The organism is Promicromonospora thailandica (assembly GCF_024171955.1).
In the GTDB taxonomy this organism is placed as follows: domain Bacteria; phylum Actinomycetota; class Actinomycetes; order Actinomycetales; family Cellulomonadaceae; genus Promicromonospora; species Promicromonospora thailandica.
In genome coordinates this window covers 63118-79843 of sequence record NZ_JAMTCS010000003.1, presented here as the reverse complement: position 1 = coordinate 79843, position 16726 = coordinate 63118, and the positions used below count along the sequence as shown (strand labels likewise).

General features: G+C 74.7%; 23 protein-coding genes. 16 read left to right on the top strand and 7 right to left on the bottom strand.

The window, feature by feature from the left end:
* Positions 1–23 precede the first annotated feature (23 nt).
* A complete protein-coding gene (locus APR03_RS05695) occupies positions 24–272 on the bottom strand; it encodes a DUF6480 family protein (RefSeq protein ID WP_253833583.1) in 249 nt (82 codons plus the stop codon).
* A 286-nt stretch (positions 273–558) separates the two neighbouring features.
* Here APR03_RS05695 and APR03_RS05690 point away from each other — a divergent pair, with 286 nt between their 5' ends.
* The 10 genes from APR03_RS05690 to APR03_RS05645 all read left to right on the top strand — a co-directional run bounded on the left by APR03_RS05690 (position 559) and on the right by APR03_RS05645 (position 7831).
* Positions 559–1551, top strand: a complete 993-nt coding sequence (locus tag APR03_RS05690) for a putative F420-0 ABC transporter substrate-binding protein (RefSeq protein ID WP_253833581.1) — start codon at positions 559–561, stop codon at positions 1549–1551.
* Positions 1552–1562: 11 nt separating this feature from the next.
* Positions 1563–2600, top strand: coding sequence for a putative F420-0 ABC transporter permease subunit (locus APR03_RS05685; RefSeq protein ID WP_372494769.1), 1038 nt, complete (start codon positions 1563–1565; stop codon positions 2598–2600).
* Positions 2597–3439, top strand: coding sequence for an ATP-binding cassette domain-containing protein (locus APR03_RS05680; RefSeq protein WP_253833579.1), 843 nt, complete (start codon positions 2597–2599; stop codon positions 3437–3439). Before APR03_RS05685 ends, APR03_RS05680 begins: the two co-directional genes overlap by 4 nt.
* A gap of 64 nt (positions 3440–3503) precedes the next feature.
* Complete coding sequence (locus tag APR03_RS05675) at positions 3504–3899, top strand: nitroreductase family deazaflavin-dependent oxidoreductase (RefSeq protein ID WP_253833577.1); 396 nt, start codon at positions 3504–3506, stop codon at positions 3897–3899.
* 62 nt (positions 3900–3961) lie between these two features.
* A complete protein-coding gene (locus APR03_RS05670; RefSeq protein WP_253833576.1) occupies positions 3962–4444 on the top strand; it encodes a GNAT family N-acetyltransferase in 483 nt (160 codons plus the stop codon).
* A 19-nt stretch (positions 4445–4463) separates the two neighbouring features.
* Positions 4464–4952 (top strand): GNAT family N-acetyltransferase, encoded by a 489-nt coding sequence (locus APR03_RS05665; RefSeq protein WP_253833574.1) that lies wholly within the window; start codon positions 4464–4466, stop codon positions 4950–4952.
* Between the two features lie 76 nt (positions 4953–5028).
* Positions 5029–5976 (top strand): GNAT family N-acetyltransferase, encoded by a 948-nt coding sequence (locus tag APR03_RS05660; protein WP_253833572.1) that lies wholly within the window; start codon positions 5029–5031, stop codon positions 5974–5976.
* Positions 5976–6497, top strand: coding sequence for an RBBP9/YdeN family alpha/beta hydrolase (locus tag APR03_RS05655; protein WP_253833570.1), 522 nt, complete (start codon positions 5976–5978; stop codon positions 6495–6497). The genes APR03_RS05660 and APR03_RS05655 overlap by 1 nt, the downstream gene beginning before the upstream one ends.
* A 96-nt stretch (positions 6498–6593) precedes the next feature.
* The gene (locus APR03_RS05650) at positions 6594–7247 is read left to right on the top strand and encodes a ClpP family protease (RefSeq protein ID WP_253833568.1); all 654 of its coding nucleotides are present in this window, start codon (positions 6594–6596) and stop codon (positions 7245–7247) included.
* A complete protein-coding gene (locus tag APR03_RS05645; RefSeq protein WP_253833566.1) occupies positions 7244–7831 on the top strand; it encodes a ClpP family protease in 588 nt (195 codons plus the stop codon). The genes APR03_RS05650 and APR03_RS05645 overlap by 4 nt, the downstream gene beginning before the upstream one ends.
* A gap of 37 nt (positions 7832–7868) precedes the next feature.
* Here APR03_RS05645 and APR03_RS05640 read toward each other — a convergent pair whose 3' ends face one another.
* Positions 7869–8249 (bottom strand): helix-turn-helix domain-containing protein, encoded by a 381-nt coding sequence (locus APR03_RS05640; protein ID WP_253833563.1) that lies wholly within the window; start codon positions 8247–8249, stop codon positions 7869–7871.
* A 117-nt stretch (positions 8250–8366) separates the two neighbouring features.
* On the opposite strand from APR03_RS05640, the gene APR03_RS05635 reads away from it, so the two are divergent.
* Positions 8367–8957 carry an HhH-GPD-type base excision DNA repair protein gene (locus APR03_RS05635; RefSeq protein ID WP_253833561.1) on the top strand — a complete coding sequence of 197 codons (591 nt, stop codon included), beginning with the start codon at positions 8367–8369 and terminating at the stop codon, positions 8955–8957.
* Positions 8958–9065: 108 nt separating this feature from the next.
* On the opposite strand, the gene APR03_RS05630 is transcribed toward APR03_RS05635, so the two are convergent.
* The 3 genes from APR03_RS05630 to APR03_RS05620 are packed head-to-tail and all read right to left on the bottom strand — an operon-like array spanning position 9066 to position 11629.
* A complete protein-coding gene (locus tag APR03_RS05630; protein ID WP_253833559.1) occupies positions 9066–10055 on the bottom strand; it encodes a putative RNA methyltransferase in 990 nt (329 codons plus the stop codon).
* A 41-nt stretch (positions 10056–10096) separates the two neighbouring features.
* Positions 10097–11152 (bottom strand): diaminopropionate ammonia-lyase, encoded by a 1056-nt coding sequence (locus APR03_RS05625; RefSeq protein WP_253833557.1) that lies wholly within the window; start codon positions 11150–11152, stop codon positions 10097–10099.
* A gap of 21 nt (positions 11153–11173) precedes the next feature.
* Positions 11174–11629: an anthrone oxygenase family protein gene (locus APR03_RS05620; protein ID WP_253833555.1), complete on the bottom strand. Its 456-nt coding sequence runs from the start codon at positions 11627–11629 to the stop codon at positions 11174–11176.
* A gap of 178 nt (positions 11630–11807) precedes the next feature.
* Here APR03_RS05620 and APR03_RS05615 point away from each other — a divergent pair, with 178 nt between their 5' ends.
* The 4 genes from APR03_RS05615 to APR03_RS05600 all read left to right on the top strand — a co-directional run bounded on the left by APR03_RS05615 (position 11808) and on the right by APR03_RS05600 (position 14854).
* Entirely contained in the window at positions 11808–12431 is a 624-nt protein-coding gene (locus APR03_RS05615; protein ID WP_253833553.1) for a DUF4126 domain-containing protein, read from the top strand.
* Positions 12415–13509, top strand: a complete 1095-nt coding sequence (locus APR03_RS05610; protein WP_253833551.1) for a winged helix DNA-binding domain-containing protein — start codon at positions 12415–12417, stop codon at positions 13507–13509. The genes APR03_RS05615 and APR03_RS05610 overlap by 17 nt, the downstream gene beginning before the upstream one ends.
* Positions 13510–13608: 99 nt before the next feature.
* Positions 13609–14292: an SIMPL domain-containing protein gene (locus tag APR03_RS05605; protein ID WP_253833550.1), complete on the top strand. Its 684-nt coding sequence runs from the start codon at positions 13609–13611 to the stop codon at positions 14290–14292.
* A 37-nt stretch (positions 14293–14329) separates the two neighbouring features.
* Entirely contained in the window at positions 14330–14854 is a 525-nt protein-coding gene (locus APR03_RS05600) for a TIGR03668 family PPOX class F420-dependent oxidoreductase (protein WP_253833549.1), read from the top strand.
* Positions 14855–14906: 52 nt separating this feature from the next.
* Here APR03_RS05600 and APR03_RS05595 read toward each other — a convergent pair whose 3' ends face one another.
* On the bottom strand, positions 14907–15284 hold the full coding sequence (locus tag APR03_RS05595; RefSeq protein ID WP_253833548.1) for a VOC family protein: 378 nt from the start codon (positions 15282–15284) through the stop codon (positions 14907–14909).
* A gap of 95 nt (positions 15285–15379) precedes the next feature.
* On the opposite strand from APR03_RS05595, the gene APR03_RS05590 reads away from it, so the two are divergent.
* A complete protein-coding gene (locus APR03_RS05590) occupies positions 15380–16099 on the top strand; it encodes a TetR/AcrR family transcriptional regulator (protein ID WP_253833547.1) in 720 nt (239 codons plus the stop codon).
* A gap of 12 nt (positions 16100–16111) precedes the next feature.
* Here APR03_RS05590 and APR03_RS05585 read toward each other — a convergent pair whose 3' ends face one another.
* Positions 16112–16702, bottom strand: a complete 591-nt coding sequence (locus APR03_RS05585; RefSeq protein ID WP_253833546.1) for a 1-acyl-sn-glycerol-3-phosphate acyltransferase — start codon at positions 16700–16702, stop codon at positions 16112–16114.
* Between the last annotated feature and the right edge of the window lie 24 nt (positions 16703–16726).

Sequence of the window (16726 nt, the reverse complement as noted above, 5' to 3'; positions counted from 1 at the left end):
CCGCGCACCGCTCGGCGCATCCCTCAGCGCATCAGGCCCGCGGCATAGCCCGCGAACAGGGCGACGACGGCCGCCGCCACCACCAGGATGGCGACGATCCAGGCCCGCGGCACCCAGGCGGGCGGGCCGTGCTCCTCGTGGCCCTGGGGCGCGCTCGTCTGGTCGGACTCGGGCGGGGTCTCGCCGGGCTGCAGGTTGCCGCTGGCGGGCATCGTGCGCCCGTCCGGCTCCGGGTCGGGGTTGTGCGCCGGGTTGTCGGGTTCGTTCGTCATGGGACCTCCGTCTCGACCTCCGTCGCGGGTTCACGCACGTCGTTCCCGACACCGTAGGCACGACCGGTGTCCGGTCGCGACGCCGAGAGCGAATCCACCCGGATCGTCCGGTCCTGCCGGTGTATCGTGGCGGCCGGGTCGCGGGCCACGCTTTGGCCCGCCGACGCGGCTCTCGTCGTGAGCCGCTTCCCCGCCCGGACGCGAGATGGCGCGTCGCTGCTCGCCCATGGCCGTACGGCCGTGGGTCGTTCGCCGACCCTGCACCTCCCGTGATCGGAGCCCCCTCGTGCACCCCCGTCCCGCGCTCGCGCTGCCCGCTGTCGCCGCCGTCCTCGTCCTCGCCGCGTGCGCGGCCTCCGCCTCCGGTGAGCCGGACGCCGGGGGCGCGTCGCCGACGTCGGGCGGACATCCCGTGACCCTCGACAACTGCGGGTTCGAGACCACCGTCGAGGCGCCGCCGGAGCGCGTGGTGACCATCAAGTCGTCCACCACGGAGATGCTGCTCGCGCTGGGCCTCGGCGACCGGATCGTCGGCTCGGCCTTCCTGGACGGCCCCGTGCCGGACGAGCGGGAGACCGTGCCCGCCGTCGACGAGCCGTTCGCCGACGAGGTGCCCGGCTCGGAGGCGACGCTCGCGCTGGAGCCCGACCTGGTCTACGCCGGCTGGGAGTCCAACCTCACCGCGGAGACGGCGGGCGACCGCGCGACCCTGGCCGCGCTGGGCGTCGCCACCTACGTCTCCCCCGCCGCGTGCAAGGCCGACGGGTACATGCCCGACCCGCTGACGTTCGAGACCGTCTTCGACGAGATCGCCGAGGTCGGCTCCCTGTTCGGCGCCGAGGACGCCGCGGCGGCGCTCGTCGAGGAGCAGCGCGCGGCGCTCGACGCCGCCACCCCCGACGACCGCGGCCTGACGGCGCTGTGGTGGTCCTCGGGCGACGACACCCCGTACGTGGGGGCGGGCATCGGGGCACCGCAGATGATCATGGAGGCCGCGGGGCTGACGAACGTCGCGGCCGACGTCCACGACACGTGGACCTCGCTCGGCTGGGAGAGCATCGTCGAGGCGGACCCCGACGTCATCGTGCTGGTCGACGCCGTGTGGAACCCCGCCGACGCGAAGATCGAGGCCCTGGAGTCCAACCCGGCCACGCGGGAGATGACGGCGGTGCGGGAGGAGCGCTACGTCGTGGTGCCGTTCCCGGCGACCGAGGCCGGGGTGCGCAACGTCGACGCCGTGGCGTCGGTGGTGGAGCAGCTCGCGGACCTGAACCCGTGACGAGCACACCCGTGACGAGCAGACCCGTACGCACCGCGCCGGCCCTGCCCGCGCTCGCCCTGCCGGGCGCCGGGCTGGTGCTCCTGCTGAGCGTCGGCGTGGCCGTCACGGTCGGGCCGGCGGACCTGGCCCTGTCCGAGGTGGCCCGGTCCCTGGCCACGCACCTCGGCCTGGGCGGCGCGCTGGGCGTCGAGCCGCTGTCCGCGCTGCGCGACGGCATGGTGTGGCAGCTGCGGATGCCGCGGATCCTGACGGCCGCGGCCGTCGGCGCGGGGCTGGCCCTGTGCGGCGCCGTGATGCAGTCGCTCACGCGCAACCCGCTCGCCGACCCCTACCTGCTGGGGCTGTCGTCGGGGGCGTCGCTCGGCGCCGTGCTGGTGCTGCTCGTCGGGGTACCGCTGCTGCTGCCGGTCGCGGCGTTCGCCGGGGCCGTCGGGGCGCTGGCGCTCGCGCTCACGCTGGCCGGCGCGGCCGGCGCGATCACGCCCACCCGGACCGTGCTGGCGGGGCTCGCGATCAGCCAGCTCTGCGCGGCGGCCGTGTCGTTCGTGATCTTCTGGTCGGCCACGGGTGACGCGTTCCGCGAGGTGCTGTCCTGGCTGATGGGTTCGGTCGCGTCGGCCACGTGGACGTCGGTGGCCGTCGCCGGTGGCGCCGCGCTGCTGATCGGCGTCCCGCTCGCGCTCAGCGGCTCGGTGCTCGACGCGTTCACGTTCGGCGACACCGCGGCCGCGGCGCTGGGCGTGCCCGTCAACCGGACCCGGTGGGTGCTGCTGGTCGGCGTGGCGCTGCTGACGGGCGCGCTGGTCTCGCAGAGCGGGTCCATCGGCTTCGTCGGGCTGATCCTGCCGCACGCGGTGCGGCTGCTCACCGGGGCGCGGCACCGGCTGCTGCTGCCGCTCTCGGCGCTCGCCGGGGCGTCGTTCCTGGTCTGGGCCGACACGCTGGCCCGGACGGTCTTCGAACCCCGCGAGCTGCCCGTGGGCATCGTGACGGCCGCGATCGGCGCCCCGGTCTTCGCGGCACTGCTGTGGAAGGGAAAGCGATGAGCACCGGGTACACGACCGCGCCCGCCGTCACGGGACCCCGCGCCGCGCACGCCGGCCTGGCCGGCGCCGACGTCTCCTGGGAGATCGACGGGCGCCTGGTGCTGGACGGCGTCGGGCTGGTCGCCCCCGCCGGCGGCGTCACCGGGCTGCTGGGGCCCAACGGGTCCGGCAAGTCCACGCTCCTGCGCGTGCTGGCAGGCGTGCAGCAGGCGGGACGCGCTACCAGGAACGGCCCGGTCACGACCTTCGGCGCCGCCGACCTCGGCGCCCTGCCCCGCCGCGAGCGCGCCCGCGTGCTCGCGCTCGTCGAGCAGGACGCCACGACGGACCTGCCGCTGTCGGTGCTGGACGCCGTGCTGCTGGGCCGCATCCCGCACCGCGCGCTGCTCGCGGGCGACTCCGACGCCGACCGCGCCGCGGCCCGGTCGGCGCTCGCCACCGCGGGGGCCGCGGCGCTCGCCGACCGGGAGGTCGGCACCCTGTCCGGCGGCGAGCGGCAGCGCGTGCACATGGCCCGGGCGCTGGCCCAGGAGCCCCGCCTGCTGCTGCTCGACGAGCCGACCAACCACCTCGACATCGCGGCCCAGCTCGCGGCGATGCGCACGCTGCGCGACCTGGCGGCGGACGGCGTCACTGTGGTCACCGCGCTGCACGACCTCAACCTCGCGGCGGCCACGTGCGACCACCTGGTGCTGCTCGCGGACGGTCGTGTGGTGGCCGCGGGGCCGGTGGCCGAGGTGCTGGTCCCCGCGGTGCTCGAACCGGTCTACGGCGTGCGGGTCGACGTGCTGACGCACCCGCGCACGGGGCGTCCGGTGCTCTCGTTCGACGAGGGCTGAGCCGGCGGGGCGCGGCGTGCCGCTCCGGCTGCCGGATCGGCCCGCCTGGACGATGATGGAGGCCATGGCCGCACCCGAGTTCGTCGTCCAGGCAGGCAAGGTCCTCAACCCGTGGATGCTCCGCATCGCCGGTCAGCTGCCGCCCTGGGTGGTGCTGCACCACGTGGGCCGCAGGTCAGGCAAGAGCTACGAGACGCCGCTCGTGGCGTTCGCGGCCCGGCCGGACGACCGGGTGGTCGCGGTGCTGCCCCTGCCGTGGGGTTCGGGTACCGACTGGGCGCGCAACACGATGAGCTCCGGCACCGTGCGCGTCACACGCGGCGGCGCGGAGTACGAGGTGCGGGACGTGCGCCTGGTGCCCGCCCACGAGGCCGTGGGCTGGCTCGCGCCCGTGCCGTCGCGGCTCCTGTCCGCGGTCGGCATCGAGGAGTGCCTGGTCGGCACCCTGCACCGAGCCTGACCTGGCTGTTCTCCCGCGCCGGGGGTCGTCCGTCGACCCCGCGCGGGAGTATGTTGCGCGTCGTGAGATTGCGCACAGCCACGCCGTCCGACGCCGCCGCGGTCGCCCGGGTGCACCACACCACCTGGGTCACGACGTACGGGTCGATCCTGCCGCCCGAGTTCTGGGCCACCGCCACGTTCGAGCGCCGCGTCGCCACGTGGCAGCGGTGGCTGGCCAACGGCGCGGCCCCGCTGCTCGCCGAGACCGACGACGAGGTGGTCGGCATCGCGATGGCCGGCGAGGCCGTGGAGCAGGAGGACGTGCTGCCGGTCCGCGACCGGCAGCTCTACCTCCTGTACGTGCTCGCCGCGTACCACGGCACCGGCGTCGGGCAGGCGCTGCTGGACGCCGTCGTGCCGCCCGGCACCCCGGCCCAGCTCTGGGTGGCCGAGGACAACCCCCGCGCCCGGCGCTTCTACGAGCGCAACGGCTTCCTGACGGAGGGCGCCCGGGTGGTCGACGCGAGCACCGCCGACCTCGCCGAGATACGTATGGTCAGGTAGTCGGGTTACCGTTCCACCCATGTCAGATTTCCACGTCCGCGCCTCGACCCCGGACGACGCCGTCGGCATCGCCGCGGTGCACTGGACCACGCGGCGCGCGGTCTTCGGCGAGCTGCTGCCACCCGAGCACTGGGAGACCGAGACGCTCGGCACCCGGACCGAGGGCTGGATGCGCATCCTCGCCGCCGGCAACAAGGCCCTGGTCGCCGAGGTGGGCGACAAGATCGTCGGCTTCGCGATGAAGAACCCGTCCGGCCCGCACCTGGGCCACCCGCCGGTGCGGCCCGTCGAGCTGCACGAGCTGTACGTCGACCCGGCCTTCCACGGCACCAACGTGGGCCACGCCCTGCTGGAGAACGCCCTCCCGCCCGGCACCTCCGCCCAGATCTGGACGTACGCGTCCAACCCCCGCGCCCGCAAGTTCTTCCAGCGCGCGGGCTTCCTGCCGGACGGCGTCACCGCGACCGACCCGGACACGCACGTGCTGGAGGTGCGGCTCGTCCGCTGAGCCGGGGCCGGGACCCTGTGCGCCGGTACCGGTGAAAGCGCTCGAAACCGGACGGCCGGCGTGCCAGGATCTCCGCATGAGCACAGGTCACAGCGTCGAGCTGCACGAGGACCCGGCCGCCGTCCTGGCCGTCGCGGGCGACCTGATGGCGGCCGACCCGGTCGTGTGGAGCGTCGTGGCCACCGTGACGCACCACGCCGCGCGCACCTTCCCGGCCGGCGCGCCGCGGCCCGCCCACCCCCTGTGGTGGGCCGTCGTGCGGGACGCGGGCGGCGCCGTCGTCGGCGTGTCGATGCGCACCATGCCGTACCCGCCGCACACGGTGTGGGTGCCCGCCCTGCCCGACGACGCGGCCCGGCTGCTGGCCCGCGCGGCCCTCGACCGGGCGACCCTCGCCGGGGAGCCGGCGCTGACCTCGGCCAACGGCCCCCTGCCCGCCGTCCGCGCGTACACGGACGAGGTGCTGCGGGCCACGGGTGGCACCGTGGACGAGGGCCGGCCGGACCGCCTCTGGGAGGCGACCCGGATCATCCCGCCCGACCCGGCCCCGCCGGGCCGCCCCCGCCTGGCCACGGCCGACGACCTGCCGTTGGTGGAGGCGTGGTTCGGCGTCTTCCACGCCGAGGCCGACGCGCAGGCCGGACGCCCGCCCGCCCCGGACCCGCCCGCCGTCCAGGGCGCCGCGCGCATGGTCGCCGACGGAGAGGTCTGGCTGTGGGAGGTCGACGGCGAGGTGGTGCAGCTGACCGGTGTGAAGCCGCCGTCGTTCGGCGTGGCCCGGATCGGCCCCGTCTACACCCCGCCCCGGCACCGCGGCCACGGCTACGCCCGGGCGCTGGTGGCGCACGCGGCGCAGGACGTGCTCGACGCCGGTCACCGGGTCTGCCTCTACACCGACCGGGACAACCCGGTGTCCAACCGCACGTACGCGGCGATCGGCTTCGAGCCGGTGCTGGACCAGATGGCGCTGACCGTGCAGCCGGCGGTCGCCGCCGTACCCGCCCCGACCGAGAGGAACAGCTGATGGGACGCCGGGCGATCATCTTCCACGGCACGCGCGCCGACCCGAGGTGGATCTGGTACCCGTGGCTCGCCGACCGCCTCCGGGCCCGCGGGTACGACGTCGAGACGCCGCACCACCCCGGACTCAACGTGGACCCGATCGAGACGTTCCTGCCCACCGTGCTGGGCGCGCACACGTTCGACGAGGACACCGTGCTCGTGGGCCACTCGGGCGGTGCCGCGCTGCTGCTCGCGGTCCTGGAGCACATCGACGTCACCGTGGCCCAGGCGGTGCTGGTGGGCGGCTACTGCACCAACCCGAACCCGGGACCCGAGCCGGTGCTGCAGGAGTCCTACGACTGGGACGCGATCCGGTCGCACGCCCGCGACCTCGTCTACCTGAACTCCGTGACCGACGAGGCGGGCTGCGACGCCGAGCAGGGCCGGGCCATGTTCGACCACCTGGGCGGCACCCTCGTGGTGCGCGACGACGGGCACTTCCTCACCGACACCCTGGAGATCGCGGACCGGCTGATCCTCTGACCGCCACCGGGTCGCGGACGGGCCCGCTGCTCTGAGCAGTGCTGCTCCCGGCAGATCCGCCTGCCCCCGAGCCGCCGGGCGGGGCACCGTGGAGGCATGACCGAAGCACCGAAGGCACCCCAGTTCGGCGAACGCTCCCGACGCGACCTGTACGAGCGGCGTGTCCTCGTCCTGGACGGACCCCTCGACGACGACAACGGCACGCTCCTGATGACGCAGCTCGTCGCGCTGGCGACGGAGGACCCGTCGTCGGACATCGACCTGTGGATCCACTCGCCGGGCGGTTCCGTCCCGGCGATGCTGGCCATCCGCGACCTCATGCGCACCATCCCCAACGACGTCTCCACGCTCGTGCTGGGCATCGCCTACAGCGCGGGGCAGTTCCTGCTGTCGGCGGGCACCCCGGGCAAGCGGCGTGCGCTGCCGAACGCCCGCGTGCTCATGCACCAGGGTTCCGCGGGCATCGCGGGCACCGCCGTCGACATCGAGCTGCAGGCCGACGACCTGCGGCACACGCGCGACACCGTGCTGCGGCTGGTCTCGGAGGACACCGGGCAGCCGATCGAGCGGATCTTCGAGGACTCGTTGCACGACCACTGGTACACGGCCGAGGAGGCGCGCGAGTTCGGGTTCGTCGACTCGATCGTGACCAGCTTCGGGGACATCCGACCCCGCGAGCGCGCCCGGACGGGCTTCGCCACCACGACCGCAGCGACGACCGGTGCGACGAACGAGGGGGACGCGCGATGAGCACCTACACCATCCCGAACGTCATCGCGGCGCACCCGCGCGGCGAGCGGATCATGGACGTCTACTCCCAGCTGCTCAGCGAGCGGATCATCTACCTCGGTACGGCGATCGACGCCGGGGTGGCCAACGCGCTGATCGCCCAGCTCATCCACCTGGAGTCCAGCAGCCCGGACAGCGACATCCAGCTCTACATCAACTGCGAGGGCGGCGACCCGAGCGCGGGCATGGCCATCTACGACACCATGCGCTACATCCGCTCCCCCGTGTCGACGACGTGCGTGGGGCAGGCCGTCGCCGTCGGCGCGGTGCTCCTCGCCGCCGGGGCCGAGGGCAAGCGCGCGGCGCTGCCGCACGCCCGGGTGATCCTGCACCAGCCGGCCGCCCAGGGCCGGGGCGCCATCCCGGACCTCATCCTCCAGGCCGACGAGGTGGTCCGGATCCGGGCCGACATGGAGGCGGCGCTCTCGCGGCACACGGGACAGGCCGTCGGCACGCTGCGCGCGGACACCGACCGGGACCGCATCTTCACCGCCGCCGGCGCGCGGGACTACGGCCTGCTGGACCACGTGATCGAGCAGCGCTGAGGGGGCGTAGCCGGCGCCGCTCGGGCGCCGGCGCCGGCTACGCCGCGAGCGCGAAGGCCGCCCGGCAGGTGGCCTGCCCGAGCGTGTCCCGGACGGTCTCACGGACCGTGCCGAGCCGGTCGGCCACGGCACCGACCAGGTCCACGAGCGTGATGTCCAGTGCGCCGGTGACCGCCGCGATCATCTCGCTCGACGGCTCCTTCACCCCGCGCTCGATCTCCGACAGGTACTGGGGCGAGATCCCGGCCCGCCGCGCGGTCTGGTCGAGGGTCTCGCCCCGGCCGTGCCGCACGTCCCGCAGTCGCTCCCCGACCAGGTGCCGCCAGAGCGGTTCCCGTCGCGTCCGCGCCGGTGGGCTGCCGGCTCCCCGGGGCGCGACGGCGCGGGCTGCGGGCTGAGCTGGTGCGGTGTCGGCCATGTGGTCGAGAGTAGGGGCGCGCAGCCGTCGAGGCCGGGTGCTTCTGCTGAGAGCAGCGCCCGGCTGCGGACGGGCGTCGGCCGGTGTACGGGCACTTGTATCGGGCACTATGGAGGCATGGCTACCGAGCTCTGGATCACCGGCGACCCCGACACCGACCGGCTGCTGAGCGAGGACCCGTTCGCGCTCCTCGTCGGCATGCTGCTGGACCAGCAGTTCCCCATGGAGCACGCGTTCGCCGGACCCGGCAAGATCCGCGACCGGATGGGCTCGTTCGACGTCCGCGCCATCGCCGAGGCCGACCCGGACGAGTTCGTGACCATGGCGACCACTCCCCCGGCGATCCACCGCTACGGCCGGTCGATGGCGGGCCGGGTGCTGGAGCTCGCGCGCACCGTCGTCGACGAGTACGACGGTGACGCGGCCCGGATCTGGACCGCCCCCGGCGCCGACGGCGGCGCCCCGACCGGCGCCGAGGTACTCACGCGGCTCAACGCGCTGCCGGGCTACGGCGAGCGCAAGGCCAAGATCTTCCTGGCCCTGCTCGGCAAGCAGCGCGGGGTCGAGCCGGCGGGCTGGCGCGAGGCGGCGGGCGAGTTCGGCGAGGAGGGCTCGCGCCGCTCGATCGCGGATGTGACCAGCGCCGAGAGCCTGCAGGAGGTCCGCGCGTTCAAGAAGGCGCAGAAAGCAGCCGCCAAGGGCTCGTGACACCTCTGACTCCCCGTGGTCGCCGCCAGTCACGTTCCAGAACGACCTGAGGGACGGAATCGGGGCCGGATCTGCACCTGAGGTCGTTCTCGAACGCGAGCGCCGGCCTCAGCGGCGCGTGGTCGCCGCCGCCGGCGGCCGCTCCCCCGCCGAGATCGTGTCGCGACGCCGATAGGCCGTGGCCAGGACGGAGACGGTGACCTCGCCCGGGAGGTCGTCGTCGGACAGGTCGGCGGCGGTCACGTGGCGGGCGCTCGGCGTCATGAGCACCAGGTCGACGGCCTCCTGCCGCGTGAGCGGGGTCGTGTACTCGACCTCGCGCGTGCGGACGGGCTCGAACCAGGGGTCGAGCGCGTCGTGCAGCCGCCGCTCCTTGTCGGGGTCCACGGCCACCATGCCGGAGACCTGGCGGCGCAGCTCCGCCAGGTGCCCGCGGTACGGCCGCACGACCACGAGCGCCCCGCCCGGGCGCAGCACCCGGTGGAACTCGGCCGGGTTGCGCGGGGCGAACACGTCGAGCAGCACGTCCGCGCACCCGGAGGCGACCGGGAAGGGCCGGAACACGTCCCAGGTCGCCGCGGCGGCGCGGGGGTGCGCCCTCGCCGCGACGCGCAGCGCGTGCGCCGAGGTGTCCAGGCCCAGGCCGACGGCGTCGGGCCGGGCACCGGTCCGAGGGTCGGGCAGGGCGTCGAGCACGCCCGCGAGGTAGTAGCCCGTGCCGCAGCCGACGTCCACGACGAAGGGGCGTCCCGGGCCGCTGTCGGCCGGGCCCTGCCGCAGGTGCGCGACGGCTTCGGTGGCCAGGTCCGCGACGGCGCCGCGCACCGGCGCGTACCGGCCCGCGGCCAGGAAGTCGCGGCGGGCCCGGGCCATGGGGCCGTCGTCGCCGCTGGTGGCACGTGCGCCGGTCAGCAGGCCGGCGTACCCGTGCCGGGCCACGTCGAAGCTGTGCCGCTCCGGGCAGCGTAGGGCGCCGTCACCCGGCGCGAGCGGCGCACCGCAGGCGGGGCAGCGCAGCAGCGGCAGGACCCGCTCGAGGGCGGCGGGCAGCCGGGCGGGCTGAGGGGCGGGCCGAGAGGTGGGCGGCGAGGCGGGCACGGAAGCTCCTGGCGGGGACGGTTCGGGAGGGCGGGCCGGGTTCAGACCCGGTCCTCGGGCACGGGGTTGGCCGCCCGGCCCTCGGTCGACAGCAGCAGCACCACGGCGTCGGGCCGCAGACCGATGGCGCGCCGCCACCCCGCCTGCCCCAGCACGAGGCGGGCCGCGGCGAGGGGCGCGGCACCGCACGGCCCGGAGTCGACGCCGAGCCGCGCCAGGTCCTCGACGGCGGCGGCCACCTGGTCGTCGGAGACGGTGACGGCGCCGCCGAGCCCGTCCCGGAGCACGGGCCACGCGAGCGCCGAGACGGTGCCGCAGGCCAGGCCGGTCATGATGGTCTCGCCGACCGGCACGGACACGCGCTCACCGGCACGCAGGGACGCCACCAGGGCCGCGGCGCGGTCGGACTCGACCGCGAGGAGCGCGGGGCCGCCGTGATCCGCGCCGCGGTAGTGGCTCGCCACGGCCTGGGCCAGCGAGCCGACGCCGACCGGGACCACCACCAGGTCGGGGGCACCGAGGCCGAGCGCGGCGACCTGGTCGTCGGTCTCCTGGCAGAGCGTCGCGTACCCGTCGACGATCCACTGCGGCACCTCGGTGTAGCCCGCCCAGGACGTGTCCTGGACCAGGACGGCCGTCGGGTCGCCCGCGGCGTCGGCGGCGGCGCGCGCCACCGCCGCGTCGTAGTCGCCGTCCACCTCGACCGTGCGGGCGCCCTCGGCGGTGATCGCCGAGCGGGCGTCCTCCGTGACGCCCGGCGGCAGGTAGACGGTCGCGGCCGCGCCGACCAGGGCGGCGACGTGCGCGACGGCGCGGCCGTGGTTGCCGTCCGTGGCGGCGTACAGCCGCACGGCGTGGCCGCGGACGGCGTCGCGCACCGCGTCGAGGGTGAGCGCGGCGGCGCCGAACCGGTCCGCCAGGGCGCGCGCCACGGCGTACGAGGCGCCGAGCACCTTGAACGAGGGCAGCCCGAGCCGGCTCGCCTCCTCCTTGACGAGCACCCGGCCGACGCCGAGCTCGGCCGCCAGCGACGGCAGGTCACGCAGCGGGGTGGGGGCGTATCCGGGCAGGGTGCGGTGGAAGTCGATGGCGGGCACGTGCTCGATTGTCCCCGACGGTCAGAGCAGCCCGATCGCGGCGAGCACCGTCGCGACCACGCCCGCGACCGTCCGCACGTGGTTCCACCGGGTCCAGGGGCGCCACGTGGCGCGCCACTCGACCGCCTTGTCCCGCGCCGCGAGCAGGCGGTTGTTGAGGGGCACGTTGCCGGCCATGGTGACGGCGAACGTGCCCACGAGGTAGACCGCCGCGCCCGCCAGGACCCACCCGCCACCGCGGTGCCCGCCGACCAGGCCCCAGATGCCGGTCACGCCCGGCACGAGCAGCGCGCCGAAGAAGACGGCCATGAACGGGGGCCGCACCGCGGACTCGTTGATGCCGTTCATCCCGGCGCCCGCGGCGTCGTCGGACGCCCGGGCGAGGCCGCTCATGATGAACGACGAGAACCCGAAGAACACGCCCGCGGAGAGCCCGAGCAGCACCACCGAGGCCACGGCGAAGATCGTCCAGGTCATCGAAGCCTCCGGTCGGCGCACCAGTGCGGTGAACTGCAGCAACTCTCGCAGACCCCGACCCGATCTACCAGCCTGGACGCCCGCCGGGCCGGGGCTGGGCCCCGGCCGGGTAACGGATCGGGCACACCGGACACGTTCGCCACCCGGAGTGTCGGTGTGCCGTGGAACACTTCGAGTCATGCTCGAACTTGCCACCGGAACCGGACTCGCCCTGTCGGCGGGCCTCAACGCATGGGTCCCGCTCATCTTCCTCGGGGTGCTCTCGCGCTTCACCGACCTCGTGGAGCTGCCCGGCACCTGGGCCTGGCTGGAGAACGGCTGGGTCCTGGCGATCCTGTCGGTGCTCCTGGTGCTCGAGTTCGCGGCGGACAAGATCCCGGTGCTCGACTCGATCAACGACGTGGTCCAGACCGTCGTGCGCCCCACAGCGGGTGGCATCGCGTTCGGCGCGGGCTCCATGTCGGAGACCACGACCGTCACCGACCCGAGCACGTTCGTGCAGTCCGGCCAGTGGATCCCGATCGTCGCGGGCATCGTCCTCGCGCTCGGCACCCACGCCGCCAAGGCGGGCGGGCGCGTGGTCGCCAACACCGTCTCGGGCGGTACCGCGGCCCCCGTGGTCAGCGCCGCGGAGGACGTCACCAGCATCGGCCTCGGGTTCGTCTCGGTGCTCGCCCCGCTGCTCATCATCCCGGTGATGATCCTGTTCGTGATCGGCGTGGTCCTGCTCATCCGGAGCCTGCGCAGGCACCGCCGTGCCCGCGCGGCAGGACACGGCGGCGACGATGCCTACTACGTCTGAGGTCCGCGACCTCCAGCGCGCCCGGCTCACCTCGGTCGGGCTGGGCGCGCTGCGTCCGGCCGACGACGGCGGCGTGCCCGCCGTGGTCGGCCGGCTCGGCGCGGTGCAGGCACAGGAGCTGCACTCCTCGGCCTGGGGTGTGGCCCAGCGCCTCGCCGACCCGACGACGCTCGCCGACGTGCAGGCCGCGCTGGCGGACGGCACCGTGCTGCGCACGCACGTGCTGCGCCCCACCTGGCACTACGTGGTCCCGGAGGACCTGGCCCCGCTCATGACGGCCACCGCGCACCGGGTGCGCCGGGCGATGGCCTCGACCGAGCGGTCCTACGGGTTCGACCACGCGCTGCTGCCCCGTCGGCACGCCGTCGTCGCCGACGCGCTCGCGGCCGGCCCCCTGACCCGCAAGGAGCTCGGCGCGGTGCTCGCCGAGGCCGAGGGTGCGCCGGTCCGGGCGTGGGACCTCGGTCAGGTCATGATGCACGCGGAGCTCGACCTGCTCGTCGCGAGCGGCCCGATGCGGGGCAAGCAGCCCACGTACCGGCTCCTGCCCGAGCAGAAGACCTGGGACGAGGACGAGGCGCGCGTCCACCTGGCCCGCGCGTACGTACGCGGCCACGGGCCGTGCCGCGCCGAGGACGTCGCCTGGTGGGCCACGCTCACCAAGGCCGACGCGCGCGCCGCCGTCGCCGACGCCGGGCTGACGCGGCACGAGGTCGCGGGCCTGACGCTCTGGACGGACGGCGACCTGCCCGAGCCCGCCCCGTCCGGCACCGTCCGCCTGCTGTCGGTCTACGACGAGCTGTTCTGCCACGACTTCCGGGGCTGGCCGTCGCTGACCCGCGACGGCATGCCGAACCGCTGGCTGTTCACCGGGCTCGTGGTCGCGGACGGGATGATCGCGGGCGGCTGGTCACGGGTGCTGCGCTCCCGGACGGTGGAGATCACCGTGGAGCTCACCGACGAGCCGAGCCCCCGCGTGTGGTCGGCGCTCGAGCAGGAGGCGGCCCGGTACGGGCAGTTCTGCGGGCTCGAGCCGAGCCTGGTCCGGGGCGAGGTCGGCAAGGGCACGATCGGCTGACCCGGGCAGGCGCGGGCGGGCAGGGGCCGGCAGCGGCCGGCACGGTCCGTCGGCGCGCCGGGGTGGCGCGGGCCGACGTCGGGTCGGCAGACTCGGCACATGACTCGTATCGCCGTCGAAGGCCAGGCCAAGCGCACGCACCCCGCCGAACGGGGCACGGTGAACCTGCACGTCGTGTTCTCGGGCACGCTGCGCAGCGACGTGGTCCAGCAGGTGGCCCGGACCCACACGATCCTCGTGGACCAGGCCAAGGCGCACGTCGCCGCGGGTGCCGCGGAGCGCTGGGAGTCCGCCTCGGTGCACTCCTACGTGTACGACGACCGGGTCAAGAACTCCGAGTCGGGCGGCAAGCAGCGGGTGCGCCGGTTCCGGGCGTCGGCGCGGCTGTCGGTGACCTTCAGCGACTTCGAGGTGCTGTCCACCTGGCTCGCCGACGTCATGGACGTCGACGGCGTCGAGATCGACTGGGTCTCCTGGACCCTGACCGACGAGACCCGCAAGGCCCTCCAGGCGGAGGCCCGCGTGGAGGCCGCGGAGGAGACAGTGGTGCGTGCGCAGTCGTACGCCGACGCGCTGGGCCTGGGCCCCGTCGCACCGGTCGCCCTGTACGAGGCCGGGCTGCGCGGCGGCAGCGACGGCGGAAACGCCCCGATGTACGCCATGCGGGCCGGTGCCATGGGCGCCTCCGGCGGCGGCGCGCAGGTCGAGCTCCAGCCGCGCGACATCGACGTCGAGATCACGCTGTCGGCCGACTACGAGACGGGCCCGGCGGTCGACCGCTGACCAGCGGGCTCCGGACCCTCCGCGGGAGGATGACGGGGTGCGCCTCGACGTCGACATCTGCCGGGAACGCCTCGGCGCGGCCCGGCACGCCTACCTCGCGACCACGGGCGCCGACGGCGTGCCTCACCTCGTGCCCGTGACGTTCGCCCTGGTCGGGACGCCGACCGACCGGGCCCTGGTCGGGACGCCGACCGACCGGCCGGACGGCGCAGCACCAGGGGACGAGGCGCCGGGCGACGAGATCGTCGTCGTCGTCGACCACAAGCCGAAGACGACGCGGGAGCTGCGGCGGCTGCGGAACGTGGCCGAGAACCCCCGGGCCGCCGTGCTCGCGGACCGGTACGACGACGACTGGTCCCGCCTCTGGTGGGTGCGCGCCGACGGCACGGCTTCCGTCGAGCACACGGGCGTGGCCTGGGAGCGGGCCGTCGACGCGCTGGCCGCCCGGTACCCGCAGTACCGCGAGCGCCGTCCGGACGGCCCGGTGCTCCGGGTCCGGGTGAGCCGCTGGTCGGGCTGGGCCCACGACCCTCTCTTCGAGACCGAGCCTGCTTCGTTCTGAGTCCCCCCAGAGCGAAGAAAGCTCGGTCTCGAAGAGGATCAGCGGGCTCGCGTCAGACCCACTGGACGAGCTGCCAGACGATGCCGTTCGGGTCGGCGAACTGGCAGTAGCGCTCGCCCCACGGCTCCGTCTCGGGCGGCGTGACGACCTGCGCCCCGGCGGCGGAGATGCGGGCGAACTCCGAATCGAGGTCGTCCACCTCGAACGCGATCAGCAGGCCCTGGCCGGCGGGACCGGCGATGCGCTCGGGCTTGAAGGTGGCCAGCCCGACCCGCAGGAACACGATGTTCACGCCGGCGGTCGGGTGGTTCAGGGAGACGAAGCCGTCGTCGGACATGGCCTCGGCGAAGCCGAGGTGCCGCGTCGCGAAGTCGGCCGACGCGGCCACGTCGGGCACGTTGAGGGACAGGGCGGTGGCGGTGATGTTCAAGCGGGGCTCCTCGCGTCGTGCTGAACTCTGTACGGTGTACAACGTAAGATGGTTGCAGAATGTTCCCCTCCCGTCACCCGGATTTCTGGAGACCCATGCCCCGCGAGCTGATCGACCTGCTCTGGCGCGACCATCCCGCCGCCCCCCGGGGCGGCGCGCGCGGCCCGCGGTCGCGCGTCAGCACGGGTGCGGTGGTCGAGACCGCGAGCGCGCTGGCGGACGCCGAGGGCCTCGCCGCCGTCACGGTGCGCCGCCTCGGTGACGCGCTGGGCATCTCGACGATGTCCGTCTACACGCACGTCAACGGCCGCGACGACCTGCTCGTGCTGATGGCCGACGCCGCCTGCGCGCGCATGCCGCGCCCCGGCCACGGCACGGCCGGCTGGCGCACCCGGGTGCGGCGGGTCGCCGAGGCGAACCTGGCGCTGCTGCTGGAGCACCCGTGGCTGCTGGAGATCGACGACGACCGCACCGCGTTCGGCCCGGGCACCATCGCCAAGTACGACCACGAGCTGCACGCCCTGGACCCGCTCGACCTGGCCGACGTCGCCCGCGACGCCGCGCTCACCTTCGTGCTCGACTTCGTGCGCGGAGCGGCCCGGGCGCGGCGCCGCGACCCCCGGGCCGAGGAGATGCCGCAGGTCTGGGCCCGCTGGGCGGGGCGGCTCGCGGAGTACCTGGGCGACGCCCACCCGCTGGCGCAGCGTGTGGGCGGCGCGGCGGGGGCGGCGATGAACGCGCCGTCCTCCCCCGCCCACGCCTGGGAGTTCGGGCTGGACCGCGTGCTCGACGCGCTGGAGGCGGCCGCCGGGTGACGCGGGATCCCGCTAGACCGCGGAGCCGTCCTCGGAGCGCAGGCGGGGCTCGGTGCGGTTCTTCGGCTTGACGCCGGACTTGTCCCGGTAGAACTCTCGGATCAGGTCCATGTCGGCGGCGACGTCACCGGTGAGCTCGATGCTCGGCCCCAGGCCGGCGACGCGGGCGACGCCGTCCACGTACCCCAGCGTCACGGGCAGCCCGGCCTTGAGGGCGATCCGGTAGAAGCCCGACTTCCAGTAGCCCGAGCCGGCGCCCCGGGTGCCCTCGGGCGTCACCACGAGGTGGAACTCCTCGCCGCGGTCCACGGCGGCGAGCACCTCGTCCACGATGCTGGCCGGGTCGCGGCGGTCCACCGGGATGCCGCCGAGCGACCGCATCACGGCGCCCATCGGACCCTTGAACCAGGAGTCCTTGATGAGGAACCGGATCGTCAGGTCCATCTCGAACGCGATGGCCAGCATGAGGAAGAAGTCGGTGTTCGACGTGTGCGGGGCGCCGATGAACACCGTCGGCCGGGTCGGGGCGGGTTCGGAGCGCATCCGGTAGCCGGTGACGGCCCAGATCAGGCGTGCTACGGCCCGGCGGATGGTGCGTGACATCGTCATCCTCGAGTCAGGGCGGGA

Bases quoted from the DNA above. Each gene is read 5' to 3' on its own strand.
- APR03_RS05650 (WP_253833568.1), top strand. From the start codon at position 6,594: ATGACCGAAGCACCGAAGGCACCCCAGTTCGGCGAACGCTCCCGACGC.
- APR03_RS05680 (WP_253833579.1), top strand. From the start codon at position 2,597: ATGAGCACCGGGTACACGACCGCGCCCGCCGTCACGGGACCCCGCGCC.
- APR03_RS05675 (WP_253833577.1), top strand. From the start codon at position 3,504: ATGGCCGCACCCGAGTTCGTCGTCCAGGCAGGCAAGGTCCTCAACCCG.
- APR03_RS05610 (WP_253833551.1), top strand. From the start codon at position 12,415: ATGCCTACTACGTCTGAGGTCCGCGACCTCCAGCGCGCCCGGCTCACC.
- APR03_RS05695 (WP_253833583.1), bottom strand. From the start codon at position 272: ATGACGAACGAACCCGACAACCCGGCGCACAACCCCGACCCGGAGCCG.
- APR03_RS05665 (WP_253833574.1), top strand. From the start codon at position 4,464: ATGTCAGATTTCCACGTCCGCGCCTCGACCCCGGACGACGCCGTCGGC.
- APR03_RS05605 (WP_253833550.1), top strand. From the start codon at position 13,609: ATGACTCGTATCGCCGTCGAAGGCCAGGCCAAGCGCACGCACCCCGCC.
- APR03_RS05615 (WP_253833553.1), top strand. From the start codon at position 11,808: ATGCTCGAACTTGCCACCGGAACCGGACTCGCCCTGTCGGCGGGCCTC.
- APR03_RS05620 (WP_253833555.1), bottom strand. From the start codon at position 11,629: ATGACCTGGACGATCTTCGCCGTGGCCTCGGTGGTGCTGCTCGGGCTC.
- APR03_RS05660 (WP_253833572.1), top strand. From the start codon at position 5,029: ATGAGCACAGGTCACAGCGTCGAGCTGCACGAGGACCCGGCCGCCGTC.
- APR03_RS05635 (WP_253833561.1), top strand. From the start codon at position 8,367: ATGGCTACCGAGCTCTGGATCACCGGCGACCCCGACACCGACCGGCTG.
- APR03_RS05640 (WP_253833563.1), bottom strand. From the start codon at position 8,249: ATGGCCGACACCGCACCAGCTCAGCCCGCAGCCCGCGCCGTCGCGCCC.
- APR03_RS05645 (WP_253833566.1), top strand. From the start codon at position 7,244: ATGAGCACCTACACCATCCCGAACGTCATCGCGGCGCACCCGCGCGGC.
- APR03_RS05655 (WP_253833570.1), top strand. From the start codon at position 5,976: ATGGGACGCCGGGCGATCATCTTCCACGGCACGCGCGCCGACCCGAGG.
- APR03_RS05585 (WP_253833546.1), bottom strand. From the start codon at position 16,702: ATGTCACGCACCATCCGCCGGGCCGTAGCACGCCTGATCTGGGCCGTC.
- APR03_RS05590 (WP_253833547.1), top strand. From the start codon at position 15,380: ATGCCCCGCGAGCTGATCGACCTGCTCTGGCGCGACCATCCCGCCGCC.